The sequence below is a fragment of the Borrelia recurrentis A1 genome, from assembly GCF_000019705.1.
Classification (GTDB): Bacteria; Spirochaetota; Spirochaetia; order Borreliales; family Borreliaceae; genus Borrelia; species Borrelia duttonii.
In genome coordinates, this window is record NC_011246.1 from 38797 (window position 1) to 56376 (window position 17580).

Annotated in this window: 18 protein-coding genes; 3 read left to right on the forward strand and 15 right to left on the reverse strand. The window is 27.1% G+C overall.

What is annotated here, in order from left to right; genetic code table 11:
- Positions 1 to 15 precede the first annotated feature (15 nt).
- Both BRE_RS06505 and BRE_RS04500 read right to left on the reverse strand, forming a co-directional pair.
- Positions 16 to 393, reverse strand: coding sequence for a hypothetical protein (locus tag BRE_RS06505; protein WP_012539282.1), 378 nt, complete (start codon positions 391 to 393; stop codon positions 16 to 18).
- Positions 394 to 599: 206 nt separating this feature from the next.
- Positions 600 to 1733 carry an RNA-guided endonuclease TnpB family protein gene (locus BRE_RS04500; RefSeq protein ID WP_012539283.1) on the reverse strand — a complete coding sequence of 378 codons (1134 nt, stop codon included), beginning with the start codon at positions 1731 to 1733 and terminating at the stop codon, positions 600 to 602.
- A gap of 39 nt (positions 1734 to 1772) precedes the next feature.
- Between BRE_RS04500 and tnpA the strand changes: the two genes are divergently transcribed.
- Positions 1773 to 2186, forward strand: a complete 414-nt coding sequence (gene tnpA, locus BRE_RS06010; RefSeq protein ID WP_083764321.1) for an IS200/IS605 family transposase — start codon at positions 1773 to 1775, stop codon at positions 2184 to 2186.
- A gap of 160 nt (positions 2187 to 2346) precedes the next feature.
- On the opposite strand, the gene BRE_RS04505 is transcribed toward tnpA, so the two are convergent.
- The 9 genes from BRE_RS04505 to thyX all read right to left on the reverse strand — a co-directional run bounded on the left by BRE_RS04505 (position 2347) and on the right by thyX (position 12652).
- Positions 2347 to 3243, reverse strand: a complete 897-nt coding sequence (locus tag BRE_RS04505) for a hypothetical protein (protein ID WP_012539285.1) — start codon at positions 3241 to 3243, stop codon at positions 2347 to 2349.
- A gap of 1128 nt (positions 3244 to 4371) precedes the next feature.
- Complete coding sequence (locus tag BRE_RS04515; protein ID WP_232212750.1) at positions 4372 to 5127, reverse strand: hypothetical protein; 756 nt, start codon at positions 5125 to 5127, stop codon at positions 4372 to 4374.
- A 197-nt stretch (positions 5128 to 5324) separates the two neighbouring features.
- Positions 5325 to 6044, reverse strand: coding sequence for a hypothetical protein (locus BRE_RS04520; RefSeq protein WP_012539287.1), 720 nt, complete (start codon positions 6042 to 6044; stop codon positions 5325 to 5327).
- 149 nt (positions 6045 to 6193) lie between these two features.
- The gene (locus tag BRE_RS04525) at positions 6194 to 6979 is read right to left on the reverse strand and encodes a hypothetical protein (RefSeq protein ID WP_232212730.1); all 786 of its coding nucleotides are present in this window, start codon (positions 6977 to 6979) and stop codon (positions 6194 to 6196) included.
- Between the two features lie 330 nt (positions 6980 to 7309).
- Positions 7310 to 7999, reverse strand: a complete 690-nt coding sequence (locus BRE_RS04530; RefSeq protein WP_012539289.1) for a hypothetical protein — start codon at positions 7997 to 7999, stop codon at positions 7310 to 7312.
- 336 nt (positions 8000 to 8335) lie between these two features.
- Positions 8336 to 9301: a class 1b ribonucleoside-diphosphate reductase subunit beta gene (gene nrdF, locus BRE_RS04535; protein ID WP_012539290.1), complete on the reverse strand. Its 966-nt coding sequence runs from the start codon at positions 9299 to 9301 to the stop codon at positions 8336 to 8338.
- 44 nt (positions 9302 to 9345) lie between these two features.
- Positions 9346 to 11415 carry a class 1b ribonucleoside-diphosphate reductase subunit alpha gene (gene nrdE, locus BRE_RS04540; RefSeq protein ID WP_041178213.1) on the reverse strand — a complete coding sequence of 690 codons (2070 nt, stop codon included), beginning with the start codon at positions 11413 to 11415 and terminating at the stop codon, positions 9346 to 9348.
- Positions 11393 to 11758 carry a class Ib ribonucleoside-diphosphate reductase assembly flavoprotein NrdI gene (gene nrdI, locus BRE_RS04545; RefSeq protein WP_012539292.1) on the reverse strand — a complete coding sequence of 122 codons (366 nt, stop codon included), beginning with the start codon at positions 11756 to 11758 and terminating at the stop codon, positions 11393 to 11395. Before nrdI ends, nrdE begins: the two co-directional genes overlap by 23 nt.
- A 75-nt stretch (positions 11759 to 11833) precedes the next feature.
- Positions 11834 to 12652: an FAD-dependent thymidylate synthase gene (gene thyX / locus BRE_RS04550; RefSeq protein WP_012539293.1), complete on the reverse strand. Its 819-nt coding sequence runs from the start codon at positions 12650 to 12652 to the stop codon at positions 11834 to 11836.
- 425 nt (positions 12653 to 13077) lie between these two features.
- Here thyX and BRE_RS04555 point away from each other — a divergent pair, with 425 nt between their 5' ends.
- Together BRE_RS04555 and BRE_RS04560 are read left to right on the forward strand one after the other, a co-directional pair.
- Positions 13078 to 13914 carry a S2/P23 family protein gene (locus tag BRE_RS04555; protein ID WP_012539294.1) on the forward strand — a complete coding sequence of 279 codons (837 nt, stop codon included), beginning with the start codon at positions 13078 to 13080 and terminating at the stop codon, positions 13912 to 13914.
- Between the two features lie 301 nt (positions 13915 to 14215).
- A complete protein-coding gene (locus tag BRE_RS04560; protein ID WP_012539295.1) occupies positions 14216 to 15046 on the forward strand; it encodes a S2/P23 family protein in 831 nt (276 codons plus the stop codon).
- A gap of 219 nt (positions 15047 to 15265) precedes the next feature.
- On the opposite strand, the gene BRE_RS04565 is transcribed toward BRE_RS04560, so the two are convergent.
- The 4 genes from BRE_RS04565 to BRE_RS06790 all read right to left on the reverse strand — a co-directional run bounded on the left by BRE_RS04565 (position 15266) and on the right by BRE_RS06790 (position 17516).
- Positions 15266 to 15763, reverse strand: coding sequence for a BTA121 domain-containing protein surface lipoprotein (locus BRE_RS04565; protein ID WP_012539296.1), 498 nt, complete (start codon positions 15761 to 15763; stop codon positions 15266 to 15268).
- 174 nt (positions 15764 to 15937) lie between these two features.
- Positions 15938 to 16555, reverse strand: a complete 618-nt coding sequence (locus BRE_RS04570) for a DUF777 family protein (protein WP_012539297.1) — start codon at positions 16553 to 16555, stop codon at positions 15938 to 15940.
- A 33-nt stretch (positions 16556 to 16588) separates the two neighbouring features.
- Positions 16589 to 17275: a DUF693 family protein gene (locus BRE_RS04575; RefSeq protein WP_332248262.1), complete on the reverse strand. Its 687-nt coding sequence runs from the start codon at positions 17273 to 17275 to the stop codon at positions 16589 to 16591.
- Complete coding sequence (locus tag BRE_RS06790) at positions 17268 to 17516, reverse strand: DUF693 family protein (RefSeq protein WP_269516813.1); 249 nt, start codon at positions 17514 to 17516, stop codon at positions 17268 to 17270. Before BRE_RS06790 ends, BRE_RS04575 begins: the two co-directional genes overlap by 8 nt.
- Positions 17517 to 17580 lie beyond the last annotated feature (64 nt).

Genomic DNA, 17580 nt, shown 5'->3' on the forward strand with positions numbered 1-17580 from the left:
TAACATCATTATCATTTAAATTACCAACATCCTTATTAAAACGTAAATCTGATGTAATATATCTATAAGTCTTTTAACAACTCCCAAATCATCTCCCAATGTAGCAAAAATAACACGTTTGGTAGTATCTTCATTAAAGTACAACAATTTATCTGAATAAGCTTCTTTATCACCAGTAAAAAAAGAAATTTTTGAATCAATAAAATTGAGAAGACTATCAGATCTCGATAAAAATATTATTTTATAATTTTCAACCTTATTTTTAAAAGCCTTATAAACTTTTCTTGCGTCTGGATCTAAGAATCCCGAATATTCTGATACACAAGATATGAATATCATTAAAAGCAAAAATACAATATTCACCCTTAAAAATACCATAATAACTCTCTTCATATATTCCCCTTTTTACAATAAAGCAACACTTACATAAAAGTTAAATAAGATAATACTACTACAACTAATATATTTAACTCAAGTAAAAAGTGAACTGCTATTTCTAAATCAAAGATTATAAAAATAGCTTCTTGTTTCATCCCATGATAGCTTTTTAGGTTCTATAAGAACGGTCATCCACTAGAGCATGGTCCACAAGCTTTACTTCAGGCAGTTCCTGCCTTAGTTTTTATTTCCTTATAATAATAAGCTTTAAGATTTAGAGCTGCATTTATATCTCTATCATGCAAAATATTACAACCGCTACAAGTCCACCTAGTATTACTTAATTTCAGAGTTGTATTTTTAATACCGCAATTGTTGCATAGCTTGCTTGATGGAAAATATCTATCAACTTTATGCAAATAAGATTTAGACCACTCTGATTTATATGATAATTGTCTTACAAACTCATGCCATCCCAAATCATTAACACTTTTGCCAAACATTCCTTTTTGCATGCCTTTAATTGATAAGTTTTCTATTGCTATATTTTTATAATTAGCTACAAAATAATAAGATAATTTATGTAAAAAATCTTTTCTTTGATTTGAAATTTTCCTATGCAACTTGGTAACTCTTAATCTAGATTTAGCTCTATTCCTAGAGCCCTTTTGTTTTTTTGATAGTTTTCTTTGGCATTTCTTAAGTTTGCGTTCATTTTTTAGTAAATATTTAGGATAATTGATTTTCTCATCTTCACTACTTACTAGAAAATGCCTCATACTCATATCAATACCAACTATCTCTTTTTTATTGCATTTAGTTTTATCGTTATTTTTAACATCTAAGCACTCAACTGCTACTGAAATGTAATATTTATCATCAGTATCTTTTTCTACTACTACATTTTTAATAAGTTCATTGCTTTTAATTTTCCTATGTAGAGCCAACTTTACAAATCCTATTTTAGGTAGCTTTATATAATCATTTTCTATTCTTATTGAGTTTTTTTGATTATTAGTTCTAAAGGTTTGTCTATTTTTCTTACTTTTATATTTAGGAAATCCTTGTGTTCTATTTCCTTTTTTAATTTCTCTAAAAAAATTACTATACGCAGAATTTAAGTCAAGTTGGGCATTGCAAAGAGCTAAACTATCAACTTCCTTTAAGAATAGAAATTCTTCTTTATATTTGCTTGGATAAGTAATAAGACTTTGTTTATTTTTTTCATAATAATCTTTCTTATCACTTAACATTTTGTTATACAAAAATCTTACGCACCCAAATACTTTTGAAAAATATTTCTTTTGATTAGCGTCAGGATATATTCTGTACTTATAAGCTTTATTAGCACTCATATGTTTTATTATTTTATAATATTTTATACTTAAGTGTATATGTCACACAAGCTAACTTTTAATAATCACTGCGTATATTCTATTAATTATCACCTAGTATTAGTTACTAAATATAGGCATAAATGCATAAATGCCGAGCTTTCATCTTCTTTTTACCAAATAATACTTAATATATGTTCTTTATGGAAAATAACCCTTAATGAATTCAACCATGACAAGGATCATATTCATTTATTACTAGAATTTATCCCCAATATTCAACCTTCTACATTTATCAATAATCTAAAAACAGTATCTTCAAGGCTTATAAGGAAAAAATATTCTACTCATTTAGATAAATATTATTGGAAACCTTATTTTTGGTCTAGAAGTTATTGTCTTATTTCTACTGGAGGAGCCTCTATTGATATCATCAAAAAATATATTCAAAATCAAAATAAATCCATTTATTAACAAATTCATCTCCACCTAAATCTCATAGAAATTATAGGTGGAGAATTCTTTGTTATTATTTGTTACATCATAATAACAAAACCACAATTTCTATACAAGATGCTACATTTAAAGTAAATACTCCATAACTTTTTCTTAGAATACTGAAATTATTAAAATATTACGGATTAGTTTGCACATTAACCAAATTTCCAATTGATTGTGAAATAAACATTATTTTTGCAATCAATCTCCTAATATCTCCATTTTGCTCAATAATTTTTCTCAGTACAGCTTCCATTTCCAATTTATCTGTTTTTGATTCTGCTAATACAATATATCTACCCAATTTCAATGTTAAATTTCTCCTCAGATGCATTAACGTATCAATAAGAACATTAATAGAAGCAATATCATCTGCTGTTATTAAACTACTAGTCTTAATATTACCTAAATTAAACAAATTTAAATGATTATTTATCACAACTTCTCTAACATAATAAGTAACATTATATAAAACATCCAATAATCCAGAAGCAATTCCCTTATCTAGTCGACTTAAATAAGATGGAACATTTGGATCTACCTTATTTATCAATGTTTCTAATTTTCTAATAACATCAACATCATACCCCAAAGATGAATAAACGATATCCTTTTTATCATCACCATCAAATTTAGCAAATCGTTCAAAAAAAGGCATACTAAATTGATGCTTACCACTAGCAAAACGTAAACTTCTATCTAAAAACTCATTCTTAAACTCTCTAACTTTATTTTCAAGTTCATCATAAGCTTGTTCTCTCGTTTCATGAGAATCTGGCACTTCCGACAACAAATTTTCATCATCCAAAGTCTCATCGCTATTATCTTGCACAGTTGATCGCTCATACTTTGAAATTTTATCTTCTATAGATGAATCTTTTATCTCACCTGGATTTAGGGGACGTATTCCTGAACGTTCTAATTCTCTTTGAAATTCTGAATGATACTTAACTCCTGAATCCCAACCAAACATTATGAACAAAATCAATAATAAACATAATACACATACCAATGTCATGCTAAAATTTTTCATACATTCTCCTCTAAAAAATTAAAAATAAATTTATTACACAAGCTTTATTTTGTACTCCATGCATGCAAATCAATATTTACCCATCATATATTTAAAAATATGATTACTTAAAAATATTTATTTTTAAGTAATATTTTAAATGCAAAAATATTAATACAATTTCTAAACTAAATAAAGAACAACCAAAAGAAAAATAAAAAACTTCTATCTACTATTAAAATAAATTTTTTCATTCTTTATTTGCAAATCGTCAATTTTTTATCTAAACATTTTTTAATAACCCAACAACCATTACCACAAAAAACTTTATAACATTTTCTATCACGTAAAAGAGAAATCAAAAATCAAGTTGAATTAATTAATAAGGTTTATATTTAAGAAATTATTTAATATTACTAAATATTCATCAAGTTATAAAAAATTTTGAATAATATTTCGATATATGACTAACTATTTACTAACAAAAGTATTTTATTTAAAAATTAAGTCACCTAAATTTATAACTTGCCTCTTAAGCAAAAACAAACATCCCCACATGCTATTTTGCTTTTAAAAACCATCTAATTGAATCAAAACCAATTATTGTTTCTTATTGACCACTTGTAACTAAATGATTACAAATCATTCATCAATACGATCAATCAAATAACAAAGGCATTAAAATATGACTTTTTAAATATACCTCCTTGTATAAAAAATTAATGTTTATTTCTATTAACAATAATTATACTAATAAATAATGCTTATATACAAATAATAAAATTAATTTAAGAAAATTATAATTTAATAAACAAACATCTATCTTAAAACAAAACTAAAATAAACAATACATATATAAAAAATGCAACCACAATAACATAAGTTAAAGCAAGCTGCATTGTAAAACACAAAAGAGAATATAGATTATTTATACTAAACAACAAATTAAGATTATTATTTATAATAATTGTATTTTTATTTTCTATGCTATCTCCTTTCCTAAAACCACAAGAGCAATTATACATGCAAAACTACAACACTCAAAAACAGTTAAATATAAAATACAAATGAGAAATAAAGACTTAACAAGTCTCTATTTCTATCTATTTCAATTAATACTTAAAGGGCCTTTAACAAACTTCTAAGATTTTATACACGATCTTGCATGCCTTCAAAAACACTCAAAAGTACATTATCATTTCCAACAAGCTTATTAAATGTATTTAAAACATATTCTTTATCTACAGACTTAGCTTTAAGACTATCCATATTTTCTACAAGATCATTAATAATAAATTCAAATGAATTTAAAAGCAGTTTTCTACTCATTAAACGCTTATAAATAACAAAAACTAATTCTCGGTCTGTAGAATTCTTAAGTCTGTCTAAGCAAGCTCCATTAAAATCTTCATAAATCAATTGCAAAGTCAGATCTGATACTTTCTCTAAAAGCAATACAAAGTTGTTTGCAAGCATTGCTTCATTAGAACTAGAATCATCTAAATTTAACATCTTTAATATATCTATCAAGGAATATAAAAGTTTACGTTTATATTGCAAGGAAGCAATAACATTATCACGTGTAGCTATACTATCTTTTAACAAAGACATTTTATGAAAAGGAAACTTAAAAACATCTATATTTTTAACTAGCCTCTTCAAATTTAATTTACGATTTCTATCATCCATTTTATAATTTTCTAATATCAATAATATATCTGATATTCCAGAAAAACCTTTCTTAGCCCCTGCACCATGAACAGATCTAAACAATTCATTCAAAGGAAAACCGCTCTTGCAATCAGAACTATATCTCCCTCCTCCTTCTGCAAGACCAGTCTTACCTGAATGATTACAAGATATCAAACCGACAGCAACAACAATATTAAAAATATTAAATCCCATTTTTTGCACGCTATATCTTCTTTATTTAAAAAAATTAAAAAAATCAATATTCTATTAACCAAACTTTTGAAATTTCAAGAATTATTGAAATTCGACAATTAGAAATTATAACACAACTATTATATTAATCAATATAATTATATAAATATGATTAAATTAATATTTAAAATTAAATATTATTAATATCAAAACTCAATTTAAGCAAATTGACTAGATAATATTTCAATTTGCTTAGATATATTACTGATCAGATTAACTGATCGTTTAATATCTCTATTCTCATCAAAAATATCACTAAGTCTACTTAGTATATCTGGATCATTATTTATTTCTGATTGAATCTTTTTCATCGCTTTCATAATCTTTAAAATCACATCCTTTCTCATCCTCATCACATTATCTAAGAGTAATTCAATCTTAAAAACAATATTTATCCCCTTTTTGCTCCTTCCAAGTCTTGCAAAAAATGCTTCATTTAAATACTCATTTAATATTACTTTAACTGAATCTGTAGTATCCCTTAAGAGCGCCAACAAATAAATAGCAACAGCAGTATCCTCATTCTCAGCAGGAGGATCTTCTAATAGCAATTTACCAAATAACATTTCTAATATCTTAATAGTATCAAAATCATACCCAAGGCTTGCATAAATACTATCTTGTACATCTCCATTTTCACTATCAAAAGCTGCAGATACTTTAAAAAAAGGAATATTAAATTGATAAGCAGCCTTTTGAAACTTAATCTCTTTATCAGATAACGACATTTTATACTTAGCCACTTTTTCTGACAACTGACTATAGAGAGGCTCTCTCAAGACAACTTCAAACTTTGTTAAAGTCTCAACTTGTCCAAAATCTCCCGAATAGCAAGAAAGTATGCTAAAAAGCACACACAAAATAAAAACTATTCTCATAAATATTCTCCTTTCCCAAAATTCAAGTTATATGCATCAAAGAAACAAAGAAATATTTAATAAAATACACATTACCCAATTCAAAACTGTATTTACACATACACTTATACCTTTTAATAACAATTAAAGGCCCATAAAGGTCCTTTAATCTATAAATTTTTTACGACATCGTTAATATATGTTCCATTATTTAAAGAACGTTCAACTTCATTTTTATCAACAAAATTTTTCTCATTAATCTTATTCAATTGATCTAAAATTTCATCATTATTGCCATTTAAATCAATCTCTAATATAACCTTATTGTTAACAGACATTAGTTTTTCTTTTGAATCTAAAAATTCCCTTAAAGAAGAAGTAAATTTCTCAACATCCTCTATTTTTGCAAGTTTATCTAAATTCTCATCACTAAAATTTTGCTTTACAAAATCACTCAAAAATCTTGCATCTGAATTTAGATTATATAATAACAAATAAACAGATAGTAAATACTTTTTATCATCACCCTTATCATCTTTATCAGCATCTTTATCATTATTCTGAACAACATCTTCCTTAGGAACAACTTTTGCATCAAACTTCTTTACAATAGCATCTATATGTTTTAAAACATCAACATTATAACTCACTGCCTCATAAACATAATCTTCATTAAACTCATTTTCTATCTCTAAACCTTCAACTACTTTATTACAAAAATCAAATTTATGCCCAGATTTTTCAAACTTATCTTTTGAATCTTTAACTTTATCTTTATATTCTTGTAATAAAACCTTAAAATCACTTAAATTTTTACCATCCTCAACAAAACTAGCATCTTGAGGCATTAAAGTTTTCAAAGAAGCCTGTAGCTGACTTAAATCAACTTTAGAATCTAAATTACAAGACATAACACCAAACAACAACACATAAAATATAAAATTACTTTTTCTCATATAATTTCTCACCTTTTAAAAATTTCTCAAAATCTCTGAATCTCAAATAAGAATAATTATATTTTGATAATATATTTTATACAATAAAAATTACATTTTTTCAATATCTCTAAACAAAAAACTTGAAAAAAATTAGAATGTAAATTTTGGAAAAAATATGCCTAAAAAAATACCTAAAAGATACAAATTTTAGTATGCTTCTTCTAGGCATATATAAACTAAAGGAAAACAACAAAGTAAAGGACAAAGTACTTCAATCAAACACTAATGTGCTTGAAAGGACTTTATAAAACATCAAAGAGTTAGATTTTCTTAATAATCAAATCAAAATCATCTAACTGCCCTTGAAATTCTTCTAGCCATTTCTTTTATAAAGCGAATATTTGCATTAATATTTCCATCATCAAGAATATCCCTTATCTGTATCACAATCACTTGCTTTATACCAGCTGGATCTATTGCCAATATTCGTTCCTTAATCTTAAATACAAGTTCTCTCTCCTTAGTTATTGAATCTCGTAAAGCAACGGTAATTACAGAAATAGAACTTGCACTCCTAGTGGTGCTAATTCTACTTAAATGTTCATCTCGCAGATGTACATTAATAATTTCATCAATTGGCTCTGCAATCTCTTTTAAAAGATACAATAAATCATAAATAAGTTTTGTATCTGCATCCATCATATCAGAAGTGATATCAAACTTTTCACAAATCTTGACCAATCTTTCTAGAGATGCAACATCATACTCAAAAGCAGCATAAACATTATTGCGAGAATCCGGAAGAGAAAAAACTGGAATAAATTTCTCAAAAGGAATATTAAATTCATAACTTAATTTTTGAAAATCATCAAATAAACTAATAACTCTTTTTTTATATGTTAGTACAGTGTCTCTCAAAATTGCATAAGCCCTATCCCTTGACTCCATCTCTTTAATAAACACCATTGGATCACAAGCTAAGATAATAAAAATAAGGGACATAACACACATACTAAACATTAAAGCTATTCTTTTCAAAAAAATCCCCCTTCCCCAAGATCAATTAAAATACAAACATTAATATTACTTAAAATATTATTCAATATTAATATCTATTATTATATAATAAAATTATATTGATAAATCAATTTAATTTAAAAATATTATTAAAAAATAAAATATAATGCTATTATTTTTTAACATATTAATAAAACTTCAAAAAAGCAATATTTTAAAGAAATTTTTAATAACGAAAAAATAAAAAAAATTACCAAACAAATTGAAAAAAAAATAAAATAAATTAAAAAATTTTAAAAAAAATAAACAATTGTTTATATAAATTTATATAAACAATCAATAGAATTATCAAAATATTCACATAAAATCATCATCATGCAAAGGCTCAACACGCATAGGCTTTATATAACCATTACCTTTAGTAGAGAAAAAATCATGAGTTTTAGTATCAGTTCTAAGACCATTTAAAACTAAAGGATTAACATCAGTATCTTTAATATTAAATTTAGTATCAAAACCCAAATTCATCAATGCTTTATCAGCATTATACCTCACAAAAACATCAACAGCAGATTCAAGCCCCACACAAGAATAAAGCTCTTTAGTATATTCTCTCTCAAGAGAATAAAGTTTTTCTAAAATTAATAACATTTCTTTATATGCAAGCTCTTGTTCTTTCATTGTCATTTTATCAAATTCTTCTTGAGCCAAAAGACCCACAAATACACCATGAACAGATTCATCACGCAATATTAAATTAATAATCTCACCACTATTAACCATCTTACCTTGTCCTGCAAGATACAATGGATAAAAAAAGCCTGAATAAAATAAAAATGTCTCAAGAAATACGGAAGTACACAATGCTTGATATAAACTCATTCTATCGTGTATGTTATTATATTTACCCAAAATCAATTCTAACTTTTCTTGATAATTTCTATAAGTTTTAACCCAATCAAATATATAATCTATGCGATCGATATTAGAAAGACTTGAGAAAATGCTACTATAGCTCTTAGCATGCATATGCTCCATAGCACCCATAAATCCAAGAATTGGCTTATAATCTAGATTATCTATAGCTAAAGCTATACGTGGCATACCAACAGAACCTTGTTCTGTGTCTAATAATGTAAGTCCACCTAAAACCTTCTCATAAACATCTCTCTCATCAACAGACAATGTATTCCAAACCAACTTATCATCAGAAATTGGAATCTCCTCATCTACCCAAAATTGTCTTATATTTTGATCCCAAAACATCTTAGTATAGCCATTATTAAGCCTATTCCAATTGATGGCTTCTCTATTTTTTCTCATTAATAATACTCCTCAACTTAAAGTACACTTAAAAAGTTAAACATCTATATTGCACAAAGAATACACTCATCTACTGAGAGATTTTTATTACGTGTATAATACAAGCTTTTAAGCCCCTTATTCTTTGCATAAATATAAAGTTTTACAAGTTCTCTAGTACTAGTTTCATTTGTAACATAAAGCAAAGTACTAATTCCTTGATCAACATGTCTTTGTGCTTCACTTACAAGATCAATCAATTTTCTCATATCCATATAATATGCAGACTTAAAGAAAATAGCATTTTCTCTGCTAAGATATGGCATTGGATAATAAGTTGTAGAATTTCCATAAACTCTAGCCTCAACAGGCTCAACAATAGGCATAAGAGATGTTGTCGCATTCTGAATATAAGATATACTCTGAGTTGGAGCTACAGCTAGTCTATAAGCATGGTAAAGTCCATATCGTTGAATATCTCCTTTCAGATTGTTCCAATCACTCTTAGAAGGAATTTGAAGACAGCTAAATATTTCCCTTACAACTTCACTTCTTGGAGAGAAATCTTCATTAAGATACATATTAAAATAATTACCATTATAATATTCACTCTGCTTAAAATCTTTAAAAACAGAATTTCTCTCTTTTGCTATATTCATGCTGCTCTTTAGAGAATAAAAATTTAACAACATAAAAAATGTGCGAACAAAATCCAAAGCCTCATCACTCTCATAAGGAATTTTATTTTTAATTAAAAAACCATGCAAATTCATAACACCAAGACCAACAGCACGATAATCATCATTAGCTTTACGTACACTTGGAGCATTATTAATACAAGACTTGTCAACAACAGATGTCAAAGCTCTCATAGCCAAGTCAACAATAAATTCAAAATCACTATTAATGACATTAACAATATTTAATGAACCCAAAATACAACTAACATCATATCCAATAACATCACCCTCACCATAATTGCCAATAACAGAAGGTGTTTGAATCTGAAAAATTTCTGTACAAAGATTAGACATCTTAACACGTCCAACTTCTTTTAATGGATGATTTAAATTACATGAAGTTTGATACATAATATAAGGGTATCCTGATTCAAACTGAAGCTTTGCAATACGAACAAGCATATCTCTAGCCGATATTTCTTTTTTTATAATACGAGGATTACTTGCAAGTAAATCATAATCTTTATCAAAATCAATATCATTCATCATAAGCCCAGTCTCTTTATAAACTGAATATGGGGCTAATGCATAATAATTTTTATCTTGCTTTGCAAGTTCAAAAAATTTATCTGGAATTATTACTCCCAATGACAATGTCTGAACACGACTCTTCTCATCAGCATTAATCTTTTTTGTATCCAAAAAATCTTCTATATCATAATGAAAAATATTTAAATATACAGCACCAGCACCCTTTCTCTGCCCCATCTGATCTGCATAATTAAACCCATCTTCTAAAAGCTTCATAACGGGAATAACACCTTTTGCAACATTACAAATTCCCCGTATCTCTTCACCCCTAGCTCTAATATTTGAAAGATTTAAAGCAACACCTCCACCAATTTTAGAAAGCTGCATAGCAGAAGAAATATTAAAAGTAATGCTATTTAATGAATCACCTACCTCTAATAAAAAACAAGATACAAGTTCACCTCTAACATACTTACCAGCATTTAAAAAAGTGGGGGTTGCAGGCTGATATCGCTGTTTTATCATATCTAAAGCAAGTCTCAATGCAAAATCAAAACATCCATCAGCAAGAAACAAACTAACTGCAATAATTCTATCTTCATAAGACTCAAAATAAGTATCTTTTACTTTAAGTGCATAATCCTTATAAAATTTTGAAGCACTCATATAAGACTTAAATTTAAATTCCTCTCCCTCAACAGCTTTATATATTTCAAGTATTTGATCTTCAGAATATTTTTGATAAAAATCTTCATATAAATTGTTATCAATCAAATAATGCATTCTTTTATTTGGATTTTCAAATTTTAAAGATTTACTTTTAATTTCTTCCAAAAAAACACTCAAAGCCTCAAGATCTTTCTCTAACCTATAAAACCCGTCTCTTAAAACCATCATCTCATTATTTAACTCTAAGTGTCTCATCACTAATCCTTTCCATAAAATTCTTAACATCATGTGATGTTCCAGATAACTCAAATTTCAATATTTCAGGAACACCATATTTATCTTTTATTAAATTAACAGCATTGCAAAATGAATCACCCCAATTTTTATTTCCACTACCAGCAACACCAATCATCAATTTAAAATTATGCTCTAAAAATTTATCAACTTCAGATGGCACTTTCCCAAATGCAATAGTATAAGTAAGCAAAACATAAGGTTCCTCAACAATCTCATCACCTGTAACAATACGAAAAATATTACCAAGTCCTGTCTTTGAGATAAAACGCCCTATGTTTCCTGTTTTTGAAGCATAAACCACTAAAATATACTCACCTCTTTGTAAAGATTACAATATTGATAAAAAAATAATTCATAAATATTATAACCAAATTAACTATAAATTAAGTTTTTCTTTTAACCTATCTAAACTTTTTTGTGATAAATTAAGTTTTGTTAAATCTAATGCCTTTCTAATCTCACATACCTCTTCACTTGAAAGCATTACACCTTCTAAAACATGCTTTTTAAAACTACTAGTTGCCAATGGTACCACCAAATTAACAATATCCAATAAAACATTAGCATATTCTCTTATCTCTTTTTGTGCATGGCCTGATGATCTTAGTTTAATGAAACGAAATAAATTATTAAGATCAATCTGCCAATACCATTCGGTATATAAACTTAAAGGCAAAGTTATTCTTGCAAGCTCCCTGGAGACATCTTTTTTAATCATATCATCATAAATTTTATAAGCATTTTTATAACTCTCATCAAGACCATCTAAAAAAGATATAGCAACATCAATGTCAATCTCCTCATCCGATCTACCCTGTTTATTTATCAAACTTTGTGTCTTAATATCTTCTCTTAAAGGCACATAAAACTCTTCTCTCATAAGACTATAACGTCCTGAGACTTCATTAATTCTTGAAGTTCTATGTCTCATCCACTGTCTTGCAACAAATATTGGAGCCTTAACATGAAAAGTAAAAACCACTTGCTCAAAAGGACTTGTATGCTCATTCCTGATTAAATAGTCAATAAGAGCAGCACTATCTCTTTTTGCTTTAGAATCTCTATAAGAAACTCTAGCAGAATTAACTATTCTCTCATCACTGCCCATATAATCAATAAGTCTCAAGAACCCTTTATCTAATACTTTATATTCTCTGTCCAATACTTCTTCTGCTGCATCTACATGATCATGCATAAAACCATCCTACTTAATTAAAAATTTTTTTCAAAAAACAAATTATCGTCTGCGTATCAAAGCCACAAAAACAAACATCAAAATATAAAAAAACTAATAAATGACTCTACAAACACCTTATGAATCACCCATCACACGATATATCTTACCTTTAAATACCACAATACACCCCAAACACCTTAACGATTTATAAAAAACTTAATCACTACAATCAAAGTAAAAATTAATAAATAAATGTTAACACAAAACTATTCAATATTAAACAAGCTATTTTGCCCAAAAACGCACATTTAATTTATACACAATTAAGACAAGAATAAACTTGAAAATAATAACATATAAAATATAAATTAAATTTAAAAATAATAAAATTGCTATAAAACCATATTTTTATGATACAATACAATTTTTGGGAGGATTAAAAATTGAAAAAAATAATTATTTTATTAGCTTTATTTATAATAATACTATCTATGGCATCTTGTTTTTTAGATGATCAAATAGATTACTCAAAAGTTCAACTTGATCAAGCATTAAGTAATATTATAAATAAATACAATCATAATAAATTAAAAGATTTACAAAAAGAAAAGGTTGAAGAAGAAGAACAAACCACATTTGAAGTGATTGAAGGGCAAAAAGAACAATGCATGTGCATAGGCTGTTGGTTCTGGTGTAGTTGCCCAAAACCTAAATGTTATATTACTTGGATGAAAATTAAAGCCAAAGAAATTGTTGACCAGGATAAAAAGGTAATAGCAGCGCTTAAAGACAAACTTAGATATTCATATTCAGTATCGCCCATCAAATATAATAATGATTACAGCAAATACGTTATGCCTTTAATCCTATTTGAAAGTATGGACGAAAATATTGAAGTTACATCATTTAATTTAACAGACCATAAAAACTTAGACTTTAATAATAAGAGAGTTCTTGGTGGTTTGATTCAAGGAATACCAAAGGTAGAAAAATCATCTGAAGAAGGATATCAAAATGTATACCCTTATGGAATACTAAATGCAACAGCTCCAACTGGTGGGGAAGAATTGATATCTGCTTTTAAATCTCTATACAAAAACGGAAAATGGGATTTCATGAAGGCAGAAATTAAAGTAAAAGACAAGACAAAGAATCAAGAATCAACACATAATATACTGCTTGATGGGAAATTATTTAATGAATTTATAAAAACAGTAATAAATAACCATCAAGGCACAACTACTGCAAATACCAAATTCCAAGTTCCCATTAACAATTAAAAATATAAAAAATTATACAATTAATACTTAAAATTTCAGTAATTCTTATATTAATTGTAGAATTACTCAGACTTATTAAACAACCTCAAACAAAAGCAAATAACCCTAGATACACAATTCTCAACATTTTTTTAAAGTATCATTTTGATAATGACCCTTAATTTATATTTCAATTCATAATATTTAATATACTTAAACAATGAAAAAAATTTTTATTGATATAATTTATATTATACTAATTAAAAAAACCACTATATCAAATACAAAATTTAAAAAAACAAACAATTAAAGGGGGTAAAAAGTGATAAGAATCATAATAGCATTATTAGCCATCGTATCATGCAGTGTCCAACAAAACCACAACTTAGAAAAACAACATAAACGATTTATTCAGCCTACATATAACAAATTTAAACACAAGAGAACTCCAGGAAACATAGACCCTGACAACGATATAACTAAATATCAATCAGAACAATTACAAATAGAAGAAGGAAGCTTAGATGTATGCCTACAAGTAACACCTCATTCGTGGTGGCCTTTTTCTTCAAACAATTGCAAAATTACTTGGATAAAAAACAATTTTCAAAAAATTATTGAAACAGATACACAAAAAGAATCAAAACTATTGCAAGGTAAATTGCATTACACATATATAGTAGCACCAATTAAAAGCCATAATGAATATACTAAATATGTTATGCCTTTAATATTATTTGCAAGCCTGGTTGACTACATTGAAATAATTTCATTTAAATTAAAATGTCGTCCAAATTTAAATCTGGATTTTGAAAAAGGTTCCATGCAAAATCTTAGAAATCGGGTAGCTGATCAAGTAAATAAAGCAGTTAAAGCCCAAGGTTATAAAAAAGCATATCTTTATGGAACAATAAATATGCTCTACCCAGAAGGTGGAAAAGACTTAATAAATGCATTTAAAAGTCAGTATAAAAATGGTAATTGGAGCTTTATGGAAGCAGAAATAACCATTAAAGACACACTTGATCACAAAACAACCACTCAATCAATACTTTTAGACAGCATAATGTTTAACGAATTTTTAAAATTAGTTATAAAAAAGCATCCTGACATAAAAGAGGCAAATAATCAATTTAGGGCACCTGTTGATTAATCTGATCATTCCTAATGATCAGATTTTAAATATCAACAGTTTTTAAAAACTTTAAAATGAAATATCCAAACTAATACGAATGCAAAACATCATACACCTGCCTCTTTAATGACGCAAATATCCCTGCATGATTGGCCAATTTAAGCGCTAAATAAGCCCCATTATAACCACTATCACCACAACAAGCAACTTTTAAAGTTTTTAGATATTCTTTTTCTTTTACATTAAGTTGTATTTCAAATGTATCTTTTTTAGGATTTTACCATCTGCAAATTCATATATAGCATCAAGTATTTCATCTCTAACTTTTAATGTCAAAACTATATCAGCAACTGCCTCTTTTACCTTATCAGCATTAAGAATAACTAAAAATTCATAAAACTCATCATCACTATAAGTACGTATATGAGACATATCGTCTAAAATAGTAGAATCTGTTAATGCACTCCTTAAAAATCTAACTGCCTGCTTTTCTTCATTTGATAAGTCAAAATCTGAAATTAACTTTTCTAATGAAACATTATCAAAATTAACACCAATATCAAAATCACTATCAATAATATCACGAAAAGCAACATCATCAGAATCATAAACTAAATCAAAATTACCAGAATACTTTTCATCCTTACAACAAAAAAATAAAACAAAAAACAAGAGCAAATTACCAAGAACTTTCATATTTTTAATATCTCCTTCTAATTGAAAAAGATATCTCATTAATATTCATTTAAACAAAATTTAATAAAATTAATTAATTAAACTTCAATATATAATGTATAAATATGTAAACTGACAATAAAAAGACTTAATTTTAGATAACTTTGACTACAAATTAAATTCAGGAAAGAAAATAATACAATATAATACCTAATTAAATACTATCTATAATACTCAAGATACACCTGCAGTACTGCCACTTGCAAGAGTAGGAGCTCCACTGGCATTTATATAAGTTATGGTTCCAGAAGAATGTGTATGACTTTCAAACAATTTGCCATTAATATACACATTACCTTTAAGTTCAATATTACCAGCTTCAATAACTAAAGACTTAAGAGAAATTTTGGAATGTTCACCATCACAAATTATGTTCTTTAAATTCAAAGAAGAATCCTCACTAGTAACATCAAGTTCCTTTGTATCAATTTTAAATTTCTCTACACTTATTCCCACATTTCTAAGAGTTAGAGCATTTAAAATATAAAAATAATGCTTATCAAAATAATTATTATCACTCTCATTAAAAATATTTATGCTGCTTTGAAGCAAAACCACCCTATCACCTTCTACAAGCTCAAGTTTTAAATTTGAAATATTACGACTTATAATATTTAAATCTTCATATTCTTCAATTACAACAATTCCCTCTTGTTTTTCAAAATCAAATTTCTTAACAATTCCAATCCTACAGATAAATACATTATCTTGCAAATATCTCTTAGCATCCTCAAATGCCAAACCTTCACTCAAATTTCCAAGCCTTCTTGAAATTTCATAATTGCTTTGCATAAATCCTACCTATAAAATATAAATTACAAATACTTATAAAACATTAGATTTGTCATAAAGACTTAACCTTAATACACACTTACCTACATTATTTAACTCAGCACTGGTTCTGTGAACAACAGTCTTAACAATATTACCATACCTATCAATAAACTGAAACGGATCTCCTACCTTAATTTTATCTGTAAAGAGAAGTGTAGCATCCCAAAAATTAATAGTAGATTTACCCACAAACCTAACCTCTCTTTGAGGACTAGAGAGAGGTACAAAATTTTCAAGTTTGTTATAATTTTGATTACTGCTAAATCCATTAAAATTAATAAATACAAATTTAGTATCAACTTTATAATCTAAATCCCCAATATCAACAAAAATTAATTGAACATATTTCCCAATAAGTCTTTCTATAAATTCTCTTAAAGTAGAGGCATAAAAACTCTGATATATGATACTCTCCCTATCTTGTTCACTCATATAAATAATTGCTTGCCCTGGACATGCCAAATTAATTGCATCTTTAAGAGATTTACCAGTATAATCTTTAATATCAAGTTTTTTATTGAAAAACGTATCTTGAGATAAAAGATAAACTTCATATTGAGAAATAAAATCGCCATTCTGACACTCAAAATCAACAGGAGCACCTAAATACCCAGAAATAATAAATTTATAACCTAAATCATCATCACTAGCAAATTTCTTATAATATATTCTAACAATATCTCCCTCCCTGTCCTAAAGATTTGCTAAAATTCAAAGGTACATTAAACAATCTAATTTGTGCTTTTTCCCACTGCAAAGAACCTACACAAGAATATTCATTACTAATTATAATATTAACAACAGGCCCTCCATTTTTTGTTTCTACTACCAATTTAGGTCTTTGATCTCTAAATGCAACATCATCATAAAATTCTATTTTAAAGTCATACTGAAATAACAACATACAATTCCTTATCATTGCAACCAAAATTATCAATTACAACCTATAATTAATCTCCAATTAAATCAATACTTACAAAGAC